Origin of the sequence: Microcoleus sp. Pol7_B2, from assembly GCF_036701035.1 — a bacterium.
Lineage (GTDB): Bacteria > Cyanobacteriota > Cyanobacteriia > Cyanobacteriales > Microcoleaceae > Microcoleus.
The window spans coordinates 42,143-61,466 of the sequence record NZ_JAUBQB010000013.1; the positions used below are offsets into that span (position 1 = coordinate 42,143).

A 19,324-nucleotide genomic window follows, 5' to 3' on the forward strand; every position below is an offset into this window, starting at 1 on the left:
TCTGCGTTTATCTGCCTTCATCGGCGGTTACAAAAACTCCTACTTTAACCCAAACCTAAATCAGTCACAGCACCAACACTGCTAGAAGAAACCAACTTAGCATATTTAGCCAAAACGCCCTTAGTATAGCGAGGTTTAGGAGGCTGCCAAAGAGCCCGCCGCTGCTCCAATTCTGCATCAGAAACATTGAGCTGCAACAAGCGATTGTTAGCATCAATTGTAATCGAATCGCCCTCTTTTACCAAAGCAATTGTCCCGCCAACTTGCGCCTCCGGTGCAACGTGACCAACAACCATGCCGTAAGTTCCGCCAGAGAAGCGACCGTCAGTAATTAACCCTACAGAATCTCCCAAACCAGCGCCAATAATTGCCGAAGTTGGTGCTAACATTTCGCGCATTCCCGGCCCGCCTTTGGGCCCTTCGTAGCGGATGATAATCACATCTCCGGCTTGAATTTTCCCCGCTAAAATTGCATCCAAACAATTTTCTTCAGATTCAAATACCCGCGCCGGGCCGGTAATTTGGGGTTTTTTAACGCCCGTAATTTTAGCAACGGCTCCTTCTGTTGCCAGATTTCCCCTGAGAATTGCTAAATGTCCTTGGGCGTAAAGCGGGTTGTTCCAAGGGCGGATGACATCTTGGTCGGTGCGGGGTTCGGCTGGAATATCTGCTAACACTTCAGCAACAGTTTGGCCGGTAATTGTCAGGGCGTCTCCGTGGAGCAAACCCTTTTCTAGCAGCATTTTCATTACTTGAGGAATGCCGCCGGCTTTGTGCAAATCGGTTGCTACGTATTTGCCGCTGGGTTTGAGGTCGCACAGCACTGGTACTTTTGCTCGAATAGTTTCAAAATCGTCGAGGGACAACTCAACGCCGATCGCATTGGAAATGGCTAATAAATGCAGCACAGCATTGGTTGAACCGCCGACTGCCATGATTACCGCGATCGCATTTTCAAAGGCCTTGCGCGTCAAAATTTGGCTCGGTAACAACTGTTTGCGGACAGCTTCCACCACAACTTTTGCAGATTCGGCAGCGCTGTCAGCTTTTTCGGCATCCTCAGCAGCCATTGTCGAAGAATAAGGCAAACTCATGCCCATCGCTTCAAAAGCGCTCGACATCGTATTTGCTGTGAACATTCCGCCGCAAGAACCCGCACCCGGACAAGCATTCTGTTCCACTGCATTGAGTTCTGTTTGGTCAATTTTGCCTGCGCTGAATTGACCGACTGCTTCAAAAGCGCTGACAACGGTTAAATCGCGTCCGTTGTGGTGTCCTGGTTTGATCGTGCCACCGTAAACAAAAATAGCAGGAATGTTCATGCGGGCGATCGCAATCATCGCCCCCGGCATATTTTTATCGCAACCGCCGACAGCCAGCAACCCGTCCATACTTTGGCCGTTGCAAACAGTTTCTATCGAATCAGCAATTACATCTCTCGACACCAGAGAATATTTCATCCCTTCTGTTCCCATCGAGATCCCGTCGCTGATAGTAATCGTACCGAACATCTGTGGCATCGCCCCAGCTTCCTTTGCACCCGCAATAGCCCGCAAAGCGAGGTCGTTCAATCCCATATTGCAGGGCGTAATCGTGCTGTACCCGTTGGCAATCCCCACAATCGGCTTAGTGAAATCGCCGTCACCAAAACCGACTGCCCGCAGCATTGCTCGGTTGGGCGCGCGCTGCACGCCCCCAGTCACAGCTTGGCTTCTCAAATTTTCAGGCATTTTAAAATTTCCTTTGTCTGTTGACAGTTGACAGTTGACAGTTGACAGTTGACAGTTGACAGTTGTCAGTTGTCAGCTCGCCCAAAAACGAATACAAGTTTCCGATAATCGTCGTGGTGAGCCCATAATTTTAGACCAAAGTTCCGGCTCCCAGATGAATCTGTGGAGCAAATCTAAAATCTAAAATCTAAACTCGACTGACTCAGTGCCGAGCGCCGAGAGTTTTACCCTATTGTTGATTTTCTCAGAAGCTTTGATATTTGTCAGACCTTTTAGGAGGCAGTGGCACAGCAGTGTCCGGAAAGCAGTCCAAAGATTCTACAGATAGTACAGCGTGCAGAGTGAATACCGTAGTTATCTGGGATGATGTGGTAACACCCATCACTCTAACGTTTAAAAAAAATTGCGAGGCGAATGACATGGAGGCCGATCGAATTCTGAGGCAATATGCGGCCGGAGAAAGAAATTTTCGAGAGATTAACCTCGTCGGGGCCGACTTAAAAGGGGTAAACCTCAGCGAGGCTAACTTTACCCGAGCGAATTTCCAAGACGCAAACCTCAAAGGCGCTAACCTGACGGGAGCGAACTTGCGCGAGGTGAAATTGGCAGGGGTGGACTTGACGGAAGCCAACCTCAGCGAAGCAAATCTCATCGGTACCGATTTGAGCCGCGCCAATCTCAGCGGGGCTAACCTGATGGGAGCCAACCTGCGCGGATCAATGGCGAGAGAAGTCAACATGACCAAGGCTAATTTGACCGAAGCTAATTTGACCGAAGCCAACTTTACCGAAGCGAATTTGTTTGCGGCCAACTTAACCGACGCTAGCATGATTCGTATTAATTTGATGAAGGCAAATTTGAGTTGGTCAACTCTCAAAGCGGTAAACCTGACAAATGCCATCCTCAGCGAGTCGCTTTTAGAAAGAGCTAATCTGAATCAGGCAATTCTCAGCGGGGCGATGGTGAGCGGGGCCAACTTGGCTGGTGCAGACTTGCGCCAAGTAACGATGGTTGGAGCTAATCTCACCGACGCTAATCTGAGCAATGCTAATTTGAGAGTTGCTAATGTGAGTTGGTCTACGCTGGCAAGAGCTAATTTGAGCGGTGCTAATTTGTACCGGGCAAAGCTGTGCTGGTCTAATTTCAGCGGGGCTGTTTTGGTGGAAGCGGTTTTGATTGATGCTAATCTCAATCGAACTAACTTCCGCGATGCCGATTTGAGGCGGGCAATTATGCCGGACGGCACAACTAATGATTCTTAAAATTTGATTGTTGACTGTTAACTGTTGACTGTGGACTGTTGACTGTTGATTGTTGACTGTGGACTGTTAACTGTTGACTAATGACTAATGACTATCACTGAATTATTGATGTTGGGTGCGGCGGGAGTTTTTGCCGGAATTCTAGCTGGATTTTTGGGTATCGGTGGCGGTACGGTTCTCGTGCCTTTGTTGGTGGCTCTCAATTACGCCCCCGTGCAAGCGGTTGCTACTAGCGGTTTGTCGATCGTCATTACAGCTATTTCTGGCAGCATCCAGAATTGGCGCATGGGCTACCTCAGCTTGAGCCAAGTCGCAGGCATCGGATTTCCCGCCGTCATCACAGCACAAATCGGTGCTTATTTGGCGGGGATATTTCCGCCTTACTTGCTGTTACTTACTTTTGGGCTGTTGCTGTGGCTGAATATTTATTTGATTGAAGTTCGCAAGCACCTGACAGCTAAGAAGAAAGCGGAACTAGAACAAGAGGAACTGGGAGGACAAGCGGGACAAGGAGAAAATGCTCAATTACCAATTACCAATCACGAATTACCCAATAATTCAAATATTTTATTTCATCCAACTTTTGCTAAAATTGCTACCGGCAGTGCGGCGGGTTTATTAGCCGGTTTGTTCGGCGTAGGCGGCGGCGTAATTATGGTTCCCCTGCAAATTTTGCTGTTAGGAGAAAGCATTAAAACCGCAATTCAAACCAGCTTGGGCGTCATAGTCATCACGGCAATTTCGGCGACGGCGGGACACGCGGCGCGCGGGAATGTTTTGTGGGTTGTGGGGTTAATTCTTGGCGGCGGCGGTTTGTTGGGCGCGCAGGTGAGCACGCGGTTTTTGCCGAGATTGCCCGATCGTATTGTTAGTTTAGCTTTTCGATCGCTCTTGGCAGTGTTATCGATTTATGTTTTCTGGCAAGCTTGGCAAAAATTTAGTAACGGGTAATGGGTAATTGGTAAGGTGCGCGGCAGAAGAGCCCCCTACGAAAGAATGCGGGAAGATGCCCGCGCTGCACCCTACGAAAAACGAATAAGTAAGACTAATTTGCTGATAGTTTCTTCACGGCGCGAGTCAGACGCTGCAAATAAGGCTTGACAATTTCTTGATTTTGTCTCTGCAACTCGGACACTTGCTGCTGCAAATGCTGTATCTCGGTTTGCAGCATCCCTGCATCTATTGTGGGTCGATCGAGCAAGTCCTGCAATTGCTTGAGAGAACCTTGGATGGTATCGAAGTCTACTTCGTTCGATCGCTCCTGTAACTGAGCCGTAATAGTTTTAACTTCAGTTAACTTTTCGCCCATCAATAAAAATCGGACGTTGACATTTTCCCAATCATGCTCTCTCAGGGCGCTAGTTTCCAAAATGCGGAGTTTTTGCTGCAAATCGGAGAGGATCGTGTAGAGTTCCTGAGAATCAGCAGGCAGCGCCTGGGCTTGGCGTTCGAGGGAGGCTACGGCAGCTTGTACCTCGGCGATGGCCCCGGATTCCAAGCCCTGGAGTTTCTGCTGCAAGTCAGAGACGGCGGTGTAGAGTTCCGCAGGTTCTCCAGGTAGTATCTGAACTTGCTGCGATCGACGTTCTACTGCGGCCTGTACGTCCGCAATCGCAGAATTTGCCTTTTGTTGCATTTGTTGCTCGAAACGCTGGCGATTGGCGAGATTTATCGAGAGTGCTGCGGTTAAGGGGGCTGCAGCGTAGACAATTTGGCCCGACAATCCTGCTGCAATCGTGCCAATCGCTGAACCAGCAACAGAGGCGTATTCTACCAATTCTAGCCAGTCCGGCTGGTTCGGGGCACTTCTCAAAGCTGGGAATGATGCTTTTTCAATCTTCTGCATAGCCTTTTAGTCGTAGTCGGATAGATGGCGATACGGACATGATAAAAGCGATCGGCAAATAAATCAGGGCTATTTGTCAAAATTTCCTGATTGTGGTATTTTTATTGACCGAAAGCATCCAGGATACAAGCCCCCCGATTCATCCGTAGAGAAATAAAAAACCTGTATCCGATAAACAAGGCCCCGAATTGATCCGTGGGGTCAAGGCTTCAATTCTGTAATCTCAAATCTCAAATCTCAAATCGATTGACCTCCTGCCGAATACCTTCTGCCTTCAAAACGGTCAATCTCAGTTGACATCCTCACGCCCGCTAAAGCCACGGTGATTCTAAACATCACTGTTTAGGTTTCCTCTTTCTACGACCCGACTTACTTGAAGGAGTTTCCTCACTCAACCAGAGGTCGATGTCTCCAGAGGCGTTTGAGGTTCCCGTGTGCCCCACGGTACGCAATCCAAGTTCTAATATGTTGCGAGCTGCATTCCAATCTCGGTCTAAAACAAATCCACAATGCGGGCAAATATGTGTTCTCTGACTTAGCGATTTCTTCGCAACTTTCCCGCAATTAGAACTATTTTGGCTGGTGTAGTGTGGCGCGACTGCAACAGTAGCTACACCAAACACTTTGCCAAAGTATTCAACCCAACCCCTAAAAGCTGTCCAAGCTGCATCTGAGATCGACTTGGATAGCTTTTTGTTTTTAACCATATTATCCACCTGCAAGTCTTCATAGGCTACCAAGTCGTTTGACTGGACTACGCACCTTGCTAATTTCACAGCAAAGTCTTTACGCCGCCTACTTACCTTGAGGTGTTTTCTGCTCAATCGATTCCGAGCCTTGGCTCTATTTTTAGAACCTTGCTGGGTTCTGGAAAGTTTACGATTAAGTCGTTTAAGTGACTTCTGAGACTTTCTCAGGTGACGTGGATTATCAACAGTATTACCATCAGAGTCTGTGTAGAAATGGGTCAAGCCCACGTCTAAACCAATAGTCTTACCAGTAGGTTCGCGCTTTTCATTTCGTTCAGCGTCAATACAGAATTGAGCGTAGTAGCCATCAGCGCGACGAACTACTCGCACCCGTTTGATCTGGTTCAATTGGTAGAAGTGTAGGTCGCGAGTTCCCCACAACTTAAAGCTTCCTGCTTTGAAGCCATCGCTGAACTTGATAGTTCTTCTGTCTTCAGAAAGCTTCCACCCACAAGTTTTGTATTCTACGTAACCGTGTGTTTCATGCTTTTTGAAGCGTGGGAAACCTTTCTTTCTAGGCTTACTTTCCTTACAGTTGTCGTAGAAACGAGCAATTGATGACCAAGCTCTTTCAGCAGACGCCTGTCGTGCCATTGAGTTTAGCTTGGCAGCCCAAGGGAATTTTTTGGCTAGTACCGCACAATAAGCGCTTAAGTCGTATCGATCCACACCCTTCGTATCCATCCAGTATCTGATGCAGCTATTACGAATAAAGCGAGCAGTGCTAATGGCTTCATCTAGCCTTTCGTACTGCTCGCTTTTTCCTTCTAGCTTGACTTCAAATACTAACATTTACGTTTCTGAACAGGTTATAAAAATAATAGCACTGTTCTAGGAAAATTAAAGCCGTCCTAGAAGGACGGGGCTTTGTGCGATAGACCCAAGTTTTTGGTAAAATTCAGGATTAAGCCGATCGCTCAACAGTTAACCAATAACCATTCACCGCCGTCTGTCAGGAGTATAGAGAAAATGGGTCTTAAGATTATTGAAAGTTACGATAGCAGTTTTGTCCTCGAACCAGAGGCTAAAACTGCACTGTTCGGTTTGTTAACCGGTGAAAGCTTTGTAAAACAAGTAGCGGTACAATTGCAATGCTCGCGCATTGAGTTTGCCGAGTTACTTTTTCAGCCAGTCCCTTACAGCAGCGAGACGCCGAAGGGAATGCCTGCGGAATTTGAAAAGTATCACGAATCGAGCGATTTTGCGATCGTCAACGTCCCGCCTAATTTCATGTTCCAAGCCAAAATATTTAAACCCAGCCGCCTCTGTGCAATTTATCGAGTTTTTAAGACTTAGGTAAAGGCTGGCTAATCTGTGGTTTAATCTAAAATCTAAAATCTAACATCTAACATCTAAAATCGGATGACAGAAGACATTCAATCTCTCGCCAGCTTAGAATTCATTCCCTACATAGACTCCGAGGGAAAATTGCCCGATTTTGTCCAGGGAAAAATCGGCGTTTACGCGATTTTTGACAACGAGAAAGTCCTGCAATTTGTCGGCTATTCTCGCGACATTTACCTCAGCCTCAAACAGCATTTGGTACGCCAAACCCAATATTGCTACTGGCTGAAAGCCCAAACTATTGACAAGCCCAGCCGCACTATCCTAGAAAGCATCCGATCAAGTTGGATTGCCGAAAACGGTTCCCAACCCCAGGGTAACGGTGCCGATGCTGGCAAGTGGAACGATCCCATCGACACCAAAACTGTAATGACGGCCCAAGAAACGGCAAATTATGAAGGTATCTTCGCCGATGAAATTGCCAAAGATAAATTGTTGAAAAATGTCGCGCGCCGCGTGGAAAATGAAATTTTCTCGCTGCTGAAAGCTCGCGGCGTAACTGAAGAAATCCGGTTTAATCCCAAGCTGAAAACGAGCGGGTTGCTGGATTTAAAGTAAATACAATCTCACGACTTTAGTGCTTATTACGCACCTGTTTGTAGTGAGGAGTTTAGTCCTCTATTTCTGGACTAAACTCCTTACTGCGAACTTATAAGATTTAAAAGATTTTAACATTTAATATCGTTTCCGGTTGCATCGGTATGGTTCAAATGTCCAAACAGTTAACAGTCAACAGTCAACAGTCAACAGTCATTCCGGTGCAACCGGAATTGATTTAACAGATATCGGAATCTGCACAATTAACTTGGTTCCTCGGTCCGGAGCAGAAATACAACTGATTTGACCTCGATGTTTTTCCACTACAATATCGTGACTGATTGCCAACCCTAATCCAATACCGCGGCCTACAGGCTTCGTAGTAAAAAATGGGTCAAATATCTGGTGGCGCACTTCCTCACTCATCCCACAACCGTTATCGGCAATGTGAATAACAACGGATTTATAGTTGTGAGTGGCTAATTTTGAATCTTGATTGTGCAGGGCAGATTCAGACTCACAACTTACTGAAGTGCTGATGGTAATTTTTCGGGGAGATGGTTGAGTTTCCAGGGCATCAATAGCATTACTTAGCAGGTTCATGAACACCTGATTTAACTCACTGGCGTAACAGGTGACTCTTGGCAGTTGGCTGTAGTGTTTAATGACCTCTATCTCACCAGCTTTGTTTGCTCCCTTCAACCGGTGCTGCAAAATAACTAAAGTATTGTCAATGCCTTCATGAATATCCACTGGCTTGTACTTTTGTTCACCAAGGCGGGTGAATTTCCGCAAAGACATCACAATTTCGCTAATCCGAGAAGCACCTTCGGTCATCGAATTCAGAAGTTTTGGATAATCCTCTGCGATGAATTCGGGTTGAATCTCGTCCAATTCGCCGATAATTTCTGCAACTGGGTGGGGGTAGTAATGTCGGTACAATTCGACGAGGCGAAGCAAATCTCGTGCATAGTCCGCCGCTAGAGCAATATTGCCGTAGATAAAGCTGACGGGATTGTTGATTTCGTGAGCAATTCCTGCCGCTAGCTGACCTAAAGAAGCCATTTTTTCCTTCTGTATTAACTGAGCTTGAGTTTTCTTGAGTTCAGTTACGCTTTGTTCGAGTTGCTGGGCGTAGGATTGTGTTTGCTGGAACAACTGGCGCTGCACGAGTTGATTTGAGACGCGGGCGAGAACTTCTTGTTCGTGAAACGGTTTTGTGATATAATCTATACCACCAACTTCAAAGGCTTTGACTTTATCTAACACTTCATTCAAAGCACTGATAAAAATAACCGGAATGTCCTTGGTTGTGGGAGAAGCTTTCAATGCTTGGCAGACTTTGTACCCGTCCATACCGGGCATCATGATGTCGAGCAAAATTAAGTCAGGAGGAGTTAACTCGATCGACCGCAGCGCTAGTTTGCCGTCGGGTGCGGTGCGTGTTTTGTACCCTTGCTGCGACAGTATTTGAGCTAAAAGTTGCAAATTAGTCGGAATATCATCAACAATTAAAATATTCCCTTTTAAGACGGGAGTTGCTTCGTAATTCATATCTAGTTCGGTAAAATAACCTTTATAGGCTTGTAGTGAGTACGATCGTCCTAGCGGGTTTTATGAGGACGGTCGTACTCACTACGAACCGGGTATAATATCATTTCTCTTTCGTTTCGGGATGGATGAGAGCTAGTATTTGATTGAACTGAAACTGGTTAGCAAATCCGGCTAGAGCACTAGCTAAAGCGTCATTGCGATCGCGAATTTGCTCAATTTGGATCAGAATTAACTCTAAATCGCACTCAATTGTGGCTTTCTCTAAAGCTGCCAGCCAATCTGCGGGTAAAGCTGCAAGAGTCTCTGGAGTCGGAGCCTCGATTTGAGTTGACTCGGGAACACTCTCCGGTTCACCGTAAATGTAACGCACTCCCAGATGTTTGTGGAGGGTGGCAAAAATTTCTGTATCTCGAAAGGGTTTGTGGATAAAGTCATCGCAATCATCTGATACAGTAACGCTTTGCGCTTCTTCAGCGTTACCGGCACTCACGGCAATAATTGCCGTAGCTTGACCTTTAACGGTGGCTTTAATGCGTTTGGTTGCTTCATGTCCATCCATCACGGGCATCCACATATCCATAAAAATTAAGTGTGGCTCAAAACTCGACCACATTTCAATAGCTTCCATGCCGTTGCTGGCTTCTTCGAGTTCAAAGTTAAAGCCCGCGAGGAGTTTGATCAGCAGTTGGCGGTTGTCCGATTGATCGTCCACAATCAAAATACGATAGCGTGGCTGGTTGCGTTCCAGCGCTATCACCCGACGCGGTGGCTGTACGGGTTGAGTCGCCGGGGCATCAACGGCGCTGACGGGGATATCAAACGCGAAGGTGGTGCCGCGTCCTACTTCACTCCGTACAGTAATCACGCCGCCCATCAGCTTGACAAACTGTTGGCTGATAGCCAGCCCCAAGCCTGTTCCTTGCTGAGATTTGGTTCCTGTTTTGGTTTGCACAAAGGCTTGGAAAAGCTTATCTAACTCATCAGCAGCTATGCCGGAACCCGTGTCTTCTATTTCAAAATGTAATTGGTAATTACTGATGGGTAAGTGCTGATTTTCACTGTCGATAGATGCACTTACTCTTAACCTAATTACTCCGTGTTTGGTAAATTTAATGGCGTTAGAAAGCAGGTTAATTAAAACTTGGCGCAATTTCATTTGATCTGTTTGCACGTATTCGGGAGTTTCGCTAGAGCAGTAAAAGATTAACTGCAATTGTTGCTCCCTTGCCTGGAGTTGAAACATCTCTTCCAGATCGTTCAACAGGCTGCTTAATTGAAATTCGGTGGGGTTGAGTGTAATGCGTCCTGCCTCTATTTTGGCTAAATCTAATATTTGATTGATCAGAGCTAGCAAGTGTTCTCCGCTGCGGTTGATAATGCGGATATTTTCCTGTTGTTCGCGAGTGAGGTTGGTAGAGCGCTGCATCAATTGGGAGAATCCCAGAATTGCGTTGAGCGGGGTGCGGAGTTCGTGGCTCATATTTGCTAGGAAAGTGCTTTTGGCAAGGTTGGCAGCTTCTGCGGCCCAGGCGGCTTGTTGAAGCTGTACTGCTTGCTGTTGAGTGGCTTCGAGCAATTGAGCTTGTTGTAAGGCGACTCCTAGTTGAGTGCTAATTTGCAGCCCAATATTGATTTCTGCTTCGCGCCAAGTGCGGGGTGCAGAATTTTGATAGCTGGCGAGCAAACCCCAAAGTTGACTGCCGCAAAATATGGGGAAAATAACGTAGGCTCTAGCTTGGAATTGTTTTAACAGTTCTAGGTAACAAGGACTCAACCCAGCGCTGTATATGTCTTCAATTATGCGGTAAGGAACGCCTCTAGCGTACATACCGCCTTGATTTTTTTGTAGATAGGTATCCAGCACTGGTGTACCGCCGGCTTGCATAGTTTTCACGGTACAGCGAGAGTCTTCGACGAGAGTGTTTGGCACATTAAAATCGTCGGCTTGTGGGATCAGAGACTTCCAGCCGGCAGCCATTGATTCGGCAACAAATTCCCCGCTCCAATCAGGATTAAAGCGATAGATACCGACACGATCGCATTTTAGGGTTTGTCGCAGTTCAGAGGTTGTGGTTTTGAATATTGTGTCAATATCTAAGGATTGACGGATGCGCTCGATCGAGCGGGCGATGGCTTGTTCTCCCTGGGCGCTTTCTCGCAAAGCTGACTCCGCTTGTTTGCGATCGCTAATATCCAAGACAGTGCCGAACAAACGGATCAACTGCCCTTTTTCATCATAAACAGGTTTCCCTCGGACTTCAATGTAACTGAGCGAGCCATCTCTTCGGATCAGCCGCAGATCAATTTCAAAGCTTTTCCCACACATAGCTTGATCGCGCACCATTGCCAGATAGCGCGATCGATCTTCTGGATGAAAACGCTCGATTAATTGTTCGCTGGGCAGCGGTTTTTGAGTCGGATCGAGCTCATAAATGCGATAGAGTTCTTCACTCCAAGTGGTTGTTGCTGTGGCAATATCGTATTCCCAACTGCCAATACGGGCAATTTTTTGGGCTTCCAGCAGTCGGGCTTCCGCCAACTGGCGATCGCTAATGTCGCGCGCTACCCAAACCGCAGAGCTATCCGACAGCGGCGAAATTTTCGCAGCAAACCAAACTTCTTGGTTATTAATCTGCAGACTGTAATCAAAACTAATAGTTTGTTGGGTTGCCAATGCCTGTCTAACTTGCGCGAAATAAATCGCCTCGCTGGCCTCCTGAAAAAATTGTTCGATGATGGTGTCGATCTGATTCGTATGATAGTTGTATTGAAAAATTCCCTTAGTGGGTATAACTTGGATGGTTTCTTCTTGGACATCAAAAATCAATACAATATCTGTAATTGACTCAAATATTTTCACAAATTGCTCAGTAGAAGTGTAAAGTTTTTGTTCTAGCAATTGGCGATCAGTAATTTCATATTGTAATAGTGCGTTAGCACGAGCTAATGCCCCGCTACGTTCGGCAACTTCGGCTGCTAAAGTGTGATTGTAGTCAGTTAATATTTTTTCAGATTGTTTGCGCTGTGCGATATTATAAAAAGCATGGATGGCATAAATAATATTTCCGCCTTCGTCAAAAATTGGTGTGGCGCGCACCTCAAAAGGAATAAATTTCCCATTTCGATGAAGTTCTACATCTTCCACGAATACTGTTTCGCCACGCAGTGCTCGGAATGCGGGCAGTTCTTCAGTGGGATAAAGCTGGTTTTGGCGGTAGATTTGATAAACTTCTACTGCTTCTTCTAAAGTCACATCGGGGATAGTTTCTACGCCGAGCCAATGCTTGGCAGTTTTGTTCAAGTACACGACTTTACCGGAGGCATCGTGGATAGATACTCCCGCAGGTATGGCTTCGAGAAATTGCTTGAGTTGGCTCTCTCTTTGCGCTAAAGCTTCGTTTAAAGATTTTTGGTCTGCAAAAGCCTGTTGCAGTTGCGCTGCCATAAAATTGAAAGAATTGGCGAGATATCCGACTTCATCCCAGCGTCTAATTTCTAAAGGTTGATCCCATTTTCCTGTGGCAACATTTTGGGCTGCCGTATTCAAGCGCCTAATTGGCTTTGTCACCCAACGGGAAGTCAAAAATCCGATCGCGATCGCCAGCGGCAGTGTACCAGCCAATAACCACAATGTGTTGCGCGTATTTGCTTGAATGCGAGCCATGAAATCAGACTCTGGCACCACCACCACAATCAACCAATCCAAACCACGGAAATCTCGATAGGGAGTGACGCGGACAAACTGCCTATCGCCCTTGCTCGCCAGGGTCAATTTCTGGGTTGTTTGCAACGTGCGGAAGTTGCCAAATCGGTTGGCGAGTTGTCGAGCAATATCTCGCGTGCGGGCATCCTTGCTGTTGGTGGCTAGCAATGGCGTCGGTTGCTTTTTTGTTGGCGTCACCAAGGGTGTTTCTAGTGTGGATGTGGCAATCAGATTGCCCGATCGATCCATAATAAAAGTTTGTCCTGACGCCGAGAATTGCAGCCTAGGCAGAAAGGTATTGATTGCCGACAGCCCATTATTATCCGTGAGGCGATCGCTAATCCGTTCTCCTACTTGTTCGATTAACTGATGCGCCACATCCTCGACTGATTCCTGACCACTTTTGAAAGAAAGATAGCCCACTAGCCCAACTACACTTACTGTTTGCAAAACAAACGGAACAATCAGAACCGTTCGCAGCGGCAGCTTGCTGAAAAATTTGGCGGTTAGGCGGTTGAAGTGATAAATGGGCATGGGTGTGAACCAATTGCGCTGATAATCCTATTTTAACTGCTGTAGCGTGCCTTTCCCGGCAATTGGCGCGCCCTAAAAACTGTGAAATTTTCCGCCCGGTTCAATATAGCCCAATACGGTTCATTTAAAACTATTTATTCCTCGGATATCCCCCTCGCATCCCCCTTAAGAAGGGGGACTTTGAGTAAGTTATTGTCCCTCCTTAAAAAGGGGGCTTAGGGGGAATCGAGCTTAAATGAACCGTATTGCAATATAGGCAACTACTAGGGAAGATTGGACGCGCATGTCCAAATTTGCTTCTGTTAGTTCTGTTTCTAGCTGTTGGGCATTTGATTCATTTTTACTTACAAAAACTGTGATAACTTTTCTAATTTCTTTGTGTATTTCGGCAATCATGTCGTTAATTAAAATCCAGCGGGGGCGGGTTTATGAGATTGTAGATTAGGGGCAATTATTATTGGTGACCCCGCCCTTACAAGATTTAACATCATACAAATCCGAATCAAAGGGAAATGATCTTATTTGTGCGTTAATCGAACCCGATCGCCCTAATGCCCCTTTGCTAACTTGGCTAAAACGGTGGCGAAGAAAGCCGGTTCGATCGGCTTTGTTAAATGTTCGTTGTAACCAATGGCGATCGCCCGATCGCGGTCTTCTTCGCTAGCATAAGCTGTCAGCGCCACGGCGGGCAAGCCCTTGATTTTGTCGGATTCGGACGATCGCACTTTGCTGATCAGCCAGTAGCCGTCCTCAACGGGCATACCGATATCGCTGACTAAAATATCAGGCGGCGACTGCTGTAAAATGTCGATCGCCTCTGCAGCCGTTGCAGCAGCAATCGCAGTCGCCCCGCACTGTTGGAGCGCAAGCATCAAAAACTCGCGGTTGTCGGGTTCGTCGTCAACTACCAACACCTTTAAACCAGCCAAAATACCCGGAGACCTTGGATTGGATTTCCTTTCTCCTCTCAACTGCGGCTGCTTACTCCGAGGCTGTTTGAGAGGCAGTGTCACGGTAAATGTCGCACCCTGGTCTTTACCGGGACTTTCCGCAGTCACAGTGCCCCCGTGGAGTTGTACCAAGTGATCGACGATCGCCAATCCCAGTCCCAAACCCCCCTCAGCCTTAGTTTTCGAGGCGTCTGCTTGTCGGAAGCGATCGAACACGTAGGGCAGAAAATCAGCAGGAATGCCCTTTCCGGTATCGCTGACAGTAATTTGCACGTAATTGGGTGATGAGGAATCGCTAACAGCCACCGCAGACAAGCGCAGTTGCACATTTCCCCCCGAAGGCGTAAACTTCACGGCGTTAATCAGCAAATTCCACACTACCTGCTGCAACCTCTGGGCGTCGCCCCACATCAAGCCGACTGCGGGGTCAAGTTCTAACGAAACGGTGATAGACTTGGCCTCGGCTGCCAAACGAACTGAATTATGAGCCGCCTCGAGCGTCCTTACCATATAGAACCAGCCGGGTTTCAGGGCCAGCTTGCCTTGAATAATCCGGGAAACGTCGAGCAAATCTTCCACTAGCTGGATCTGCACCTTCGACTGACGCTCGATGGCTTCCAAACCGCAAGCTAATTTATCTTGGTTGTAGGGGTGGGCGCGCAGGATCTGTGCCCACCCCTGAATCACATTTATAGGGGTTCGCAATTCGTGGGAAAGAGAGTCTAGAAACTCGTCTTTCCGGCGGCTGATAGCTTCTGCTTCCGCCCGCGCGGCCTGTTCGCGCTCTAGCAACTGAGCGCGTTGGGCCTCGACTTGCTTGCGATCGCTGATGTCGGCGACGATCGACATACAGTTGATATTGCCGTTGCTGTCGCGGACTGGAGTTGCCCACAAACTGATGTCGATCGAGCTGCCGTCTTTCCTTTGGCGGTGGGTTTCCATGCCTGCGATCGCGTTTCCTTCGCGAATTCTTTTCAAATTAGCCGTGAATTCCTCCCGCTTGTCTGCGGGAACGCAAGGCACAAATTGACCTACCGTTTCTGATTCATGCCAGCCAAAAATCCTCTCGGCTGCTGGGTTCCACATTTTCACAGTGCCGTCGTCGCAGTCCAAAACGGTAATTGCTAGGGGACAAGCCTGAATCAAGGCTTCTAAAGTTTGATTGATGTGCGATCGCGCTGCTTCTGCTTGTTTGCGATCGGTGATATCGACATTCACCCCGATCATCCGCAAAGGCAAACCCCGAGCGTCCTGAAACACCTTCGCCCTGCAAGCAATCCAGCCCACGCTTTTGTCCGGGCGGCAGATGCGGAACTCAATGTTTAATTCCTCCCCGGACACCGCCGCAGCTTTTACCTGCTGTTGAGTCAAAGCGCGATCGTCTGGATGCAACATTTCCACCCAACTTTGATAGCTGTCGATACCGCCTGCAGGCAGCCCGTACAAAGCCTCTAACTCCGGTGTACAGGCGATCTCGCCGGTTTGGACGTTCCATTCAAAAGTTCCGATTTTGCCTGCTTGCTGAGCGATTTGCAGCCGTTCTTGATTGTTTTTGAGTTCTGCTTCCACGCGGGAGATCTCGGTCAAGTCGATGAAGAATGCGACGATCGTCTCTGGTTCGCGATCGTCGGCACACAGAGTGGTTCCGCCCATCAGAATCGGCACGCGGCTGCCATCTTTGCGGATGTACTCTTTCTTGAAAGGAGTTGCGACTCCCTTAGCCCGCAGTTCTTGGGCCGCTAAGGCGTCAAGGTGCAGGTATTCGGGGGGAGTCATTCTGTCCCACCGTATTTGACCAGAGAGCAAGTCTGAGCGGGTGTAGCCGACCATGTTGAGCAGGCATTGGTTGGCGTAGGCGATGCGGCCGCTAAAATCGCCGATCGCGACTCCAAAAATATTTGACTCGAACAGCCGCCGGAATATGGCTTCGCTTTGCTGGATTACCCGTTTTGCTTGGTTGCGATCGGTGATTTCGGCAACCACGGTGCTGACTCCCAGCAGCGTTCCTGATTCATCGCTCACGGGGTAAAAGCTGATTTGCCAATCGCGCAAAACTCCCGGCTGTTGCTTTGTTTCGGCCTTAACTTCCAAGTCGAGCACGGGGGTTTGCGTCGCCAGCACTTGGCGGTAAATCCGCTCTACCATATCGGCCATTTCGGGAATTACTTCTCTAATGGTGCGCCCGATGTGGTCTGCGATCGATCGCCCGTTGATCTGAGCGAGGCATTCGTTCAGGCGGATGTAGCGCAAATTGGTATCGACAAAGCACAGCCCGACTGGTGTAGTCTTGTAAACTAAATCGAGTTCTGCTAGTTGGCGGCGAATGCGTATTTCGTTTTCTCGAAGTTGGTTTTGGGCTTGTTTGCGATCGGTGATATCTAGTACGAAGAATGCTCCTTTGTCTGTACATCCTTGGAAGTTTCCGCCGCCGACTAAAACTGGGAAGCGCGTGCCGTCTTTGCGGAGATATTCTTTTTCAAAAGGTGTGCAACTTCCTTCTGCTTCGACTTGCGCGATGGCGACGCGATCGAGTTCTAGATATTCCGGCGCAGTGAGTTCGAGCCAGCGGATCTGTCCCGAAGCTAAGTCTTCTCTTGTATATCCGATCATTTCCAGCAAGGCGTCGTTAGCGTCCGTAACTTCGCCGCTGGCATCCCAGAAACCGATGCCGATCATGTTAGATTCTACCACGCTGCGGAATCGCATTTCGCTTTCCCGCAAAGCTAATTCAGTTTGTTTTTCTGCGGTAATATCTGTGATAATTAGGCCGACTCCGATTATTTCTGCCCTTTCATTTTTTACTGGGTAGTAGTTGGCGAGCCAGTAGCCGAAATATCCGGGTTTTCCATCAGGTTCGCCGCTCATTTCTAAGTTTAAAACAGGCTGACCCGTTGCTAAAACTTGCTGAATTATCGGCGCAAATTTGGCTGCATGTTCTGGCAACAATTGCCGGAAGTCTTGGCCGAGATGCTGTTCTATCGGCAAACCGTTGAGTTCTGCTAAGACTTGATTGATACGGATGAAGCGCATTTCGCGATCCAGAAAGCAAATCGCTAGGGGAGATGCTTCTAATAGCGAGTCAATTAAGGCGAAGGATTGCGATGTTTGAGATAGTGCTTCCTGCGCTTCTGTGTAAAGTCTGGCGTTGTCGAGGGCGATCGCCACGCGGTATGCTAAATCTTCTAGCATTGCCATGTCTTCTGCAGTGTAGCGGCGGCCCAACTTCGAGGTAAAGCAAGTGATGGAACCCATTACCCGCCCGCGGGCTTTCAGCGGTACGCAAGCGTGAGATCCGATATTGAGCGATCGCAATATTTCCATTTCTGCGGCATTTTCCGCTCCTGCTGCTAAAATCTCCTCATCCACTTCGGTAATTAGTTGGGATTTTCCGCTGCGGATTACCAGGGGATAGCCGTTAACAGCATTGTCGGCGCTCAAACTTCGGATTCTCAAGTTATTCAGACTATCAACTATAGAGGCTTCGGCGTGAGCTGCAGCGACTCGACGCACTTTTGAGTCGGTTTCGGTCAAATGAATGCAGCACCCGTCGGCGATCGAATTTATTGCTAATTCTGCTACCTTTTGCAGCACCGTTTCCCCGTCAAACGCATCAGCCAGCATTTTGCTGACTTCTGCTAAAAAGGCCGAGCGCTGCTGTTCTATTTCCGCTTTTTCCCTCGCTGTTTGCTCGATTGTTAACTGCAATCTTTGAGTTTCTGCAAGTTTTATTTCTGTGATATCGCGGGCGACAATTAAAGCCGATTCTGCTACGCCATTTTGGTCAAATTCTGGAACTACCCGCGATTGATAACTTCGGATGCCGTTGGTTGAGGAAGCCTGAAATTCGATGATTTCTTCTCGACCTGTTTCTAACACTTTGTGCAGGGTTTCCTCCCACATCTGGCACTGTTCCGGCGACATTCCTATTGCTTGACTGGTTTTGCCCAAGAAGAATGAAAGCGGTTTTCCTTGGGTTCTTTCAACTGCTTGATTGACATAAATATAACGCAGTTCTTTGTCAGCGCGGATAATGATATCTGGCGTATTTTCTAGCAGCCTTCTCAGTTGCTGTTCGCTGCTTGCCAAAGCTGTTTGCGCTTGTTGTCTTTCCGTGACATCTCTCACCGTGCCCACGTGTCCGATGAGTTCGCCGGAGTCCGAAAACATCGGCGAGGAACAAACGTTAATCCAGCGAACAATCCCCTGTGGTGTTTGCAGGCGATACTCGATCGCATATTCCCCACCTTGCCGAGTATAATCCAGCCATCGGCTCAATACGCGATCGCTGTCTTCCGGGTGAATGCACTTCTCCCAACCGTCTCCTAAAAGTTCTGTCAAACTTAAGCCACAAATAGCCTGACAGCGTGGGTTTGCATAGGTGTAGCGCCCCTCAAAATCTGCCATAAAAATGCCGACAGGCGAACAGGAACTTAAACAGCGAAATCGTTCTTCTTGAGCTTGCAGGGCTTCTTTAGCTACTGTCAGTTCTGCTGTGCGTTGTTTGACGTGGCTTTCTAGGTTAGTGTAGGATAAAGCCAGGGCTATTTCTGCTTCTTTGCGATCGGTAATATCAATACCAGTTCCTATCACATATTCCACCAAGCCATCCCCATCTAGGGTCACAGTATTAGACCAAGAAATTAAGCGCTTCTGCCCATTTTTTGTGCGCCAATAGTTTTGATATTGGCTGTTAAAATTTTCGAGCTTGAGCTTGGTAAAAACAGTTTTAACTGGCTCTGTTTCTTCTGGAATTAAAAACAAATCCCAAAGATATTTATTGATTACTTCTGCTGTCGAGTAGCCTGTAGTTTTTTCGCAAGCTTGGTTAAACCGGACAATCCGTCCTTGGCTGTCTAGAACTACAATCAAGCAAGCCGTCGTGTCAATTACTTTGGAAATAATATTACGTTCTATTTCTAGTTCTTGTTTTGCGGACTTTAAGCCCGCATACCAAGCGATAACCATTGCAGCCGCCAAAAGTAAGATTGCAGGAGCTGCCTGGAAGGAAAACAGTAACAGAGTTGTCAGCAGTAAAGCCGTGCCGGCGCTAAATGTAGCAATACTGTAAGATTTAATGGGTAAGGGCAAGACCTCAAACGGACTCATTTTTGTTGA

At 47.7% G+C, this 19,324-nt stretch carries 10 protein-coding genes; 4 read left to right on the forward strand and 6 right to left on the reverse strand.

Annotation, left to right across the window (positions count from 1 at the left end):
- Positions 1-44: 44 nt before the first annotated feature.
- Complete coding sequence (gene ilvD, locus QUA57_RS07685) at positions 45-1,730, reverse strand: dihydroxy-acid dehydratase (protein ID WP_333035795.1); 1,686 nt, start codon at positions 1,728-1,730, stop codon at positions 45-47.
- 419 nt (positions 1,731-2,149) lie between these two features.
- Between ilvD and QUA57_RS07690 the strand changes: the two genes are divergently transcribed.
- Both QUA57_RS07690 and QUA57_RS07695 read left to right on the forward strand, forming a co-directional pair.
- Positions 2,150-2,992, forward strand: a complete 843-nt coding sequence (locus tag QUA57_RS07690) for a pentapeptide repeat-containing protein (RefSeq protein ID WP_333035969.1) — start codon at positions 2,150-2,152, stop codon at positions 2,990-2,992.
- 87 nt (positions 2,993-3,079) lie between these two features.
- Positions 3,080-3,943 (forward strand): sulfite exporter TauE/SafE family protein, encoded by an 864-nt coding sequence (locus tag QUA57_RS07695; RefSeq protein WP_333060178.1) that lies wholly within the window; start codon positions 3,080-3,082, stop codon positions 3,941-3,943.
- Between the two features lie 94 nt (positions 3,944-4,037).
- On the opposite strand, the gene QUA57_RS07700 is transcribed toward QUA57_RS07695, so the two are convergent.
- Positions 4,038-4,838, reverse strand: coding sequence for a hypothetical protein (locus tag QUA57_RS07700; protein WP_333060177.1), 801 nt, complete (start codon positions 4,836-4,838; stop codon positions 4,038-4,040).
- A 335-nt stretch (positions 4,839-5,173) separates the two neighbouring features.
- A complete protein-coding gene (locus tag QUA57_RS07705) occupies positions 5,174-6,379 on the reverse strand; it encodes a transposase (RefSeq protein WP_333060176.1) in 1,206 nt (401 codons plus the stop codon).
- Positions 6,380-6,556: 177 nt separating this feature from the next.
- On the opposite strand from QUA57_RS07705, the gene QUA57_RS07710 reads away from it, so the two are divergent.
- A complete protein-coding gene (locus tag QUA57_RS07710; protein WP_333060175.1) occupies positions 6,557-6,883 on the forward strand; it encodes a hypothetical protein in 327 nt (108 codons plus the stop codon).
- A 66-nt stretch (positions 6,884-6,949) separates the two neighbouring features.
- On the forward strand, positions 6,950-7,489 hold the full coding sequence (locus QUA57_RS07715) for a GIY-YIG nuclease family protein (RefSeq protein WP_333060174.1): 540 nt from the start codon (positions 6,950-6,952) through the stop codon (positions 7,487-7,489).
- 192 nt (positions 7,490-7,681) lie between these two features.
- Here QUA57_RS07715 and QUA57_RS07720 read toward each other — a convergent pair whose 3' ends face one another.
- From QUA57_RS07720 to QUA57_RS07730, 3 genes are all read right to left on the reverse strand, one after another.
- Positions 7,682-9,022 (reverse strand): response regulator, encoded by a 1,341-nt coding sequence (locus QUA57_RS07720; RefSeq protein ID WP_333060173.1) that lies wholly within the window; start codon positions 9,020-9,022, stop codon positions 7,682-7,684.
- A gap of 100 nt (positions 9,023-9,122) precedes the next feature.
- Positions 9,123-13,259, reverse strand: a complete 4,137-nt coding sequence (locus QUA57_RS07725; RefSeq protein ID WP_333060172.1) for an ATP-binding protein — start codon at positions 13,257-13,259, stop codon at positions 9,123-9,125.
- Positions 13,260-13,807: 548 nt separating this feature from the next.
- Positions 13,808-19,315: a PAS domain S-box protein gene (locus tag QUA57_RS07730; protein ID WP_333060171.1), complete on the reverse strand. Its 5,508-nt coding sequence runs from the start codon at positions 19,313-19,315 to the stop codon at positions 13,808-13,810.
- Positions 19,316-19,324 lie beyond the last annotated feature (9 nt).

Bases quoted from the DNA above. Each gene is read 5' to 3' on its own strand.
- ilvD (WP_333035795.1), bottom strand. From the start codon at position 1,730: ATGCCTGAAAATTTGAGAAGCCAAGCTGTGACTGGGGGCGTGCAGCGC.
- QUA57_RS07690 (WP_333035969.1), top strand. From the start codon at position 2,150: ATGGAGGCCGATCGAATTCTGAGGCAATATGCGGCCGGAGAAAGAAAT.
- QUA57_RS07695 (WP_333060178.1), top strand. From the start codon at position 3,080: ATGACTATCACTGAATTATTGATGTTGGGTGCGGCGGGAGTTTTTGCC.
- QUA57_RS07700 (WP_333060177.1), bottom strand. From the start codon at position 4,838: ATGCAGAAGATTGAAAAAGCATCATTCCCAGCTTTGAGAAGTGCCCCG.
- QUA57_RS07705 (WP_333060176.1), bottom strand. From the start codon at position 6,379: ATGTTAGTATTTGAAGTCAAGCTAGAAGGAAAAAGCGAGCAGTACGAA.
- QUA57_RS07710 (WP_333060175.1), top strand. From the start codon at position 6,557: ATGGGTCTTAAGATTATTGAAAGTTACGATAGCAGTTTTGTCCTCGAA.
- QUA57_RS07715 (WP_333060174.1), top strand. From the start codon at position 6,950: ATGACAGAAGACATTCAATCTCTCGCCAGCTTAGAATTCATTCCCTAC.
- QUA57_RS07720 (WP_333060173.1), bottom strand. From the start codon at position 9,022: ATGAATTACGAAGCAACTCCCGTCTTAAAAGGGAATATTTTAATTGTT.
- QUA57_RS07725 (WP_333060172.1), bottom strand. From the start codon at position 13,259: ATGCCCATTTATCACTTCAACCGCCTAACCGCCAAATTTTTCAGCAAG.
- QUA57_RS07730 (WP_333060171.1), bottom strand. From the start codon at position 19,315: ATGAGTCCGTTTGAGGTCTTGCCCTTACCCATTAAATCTTACAGTATT.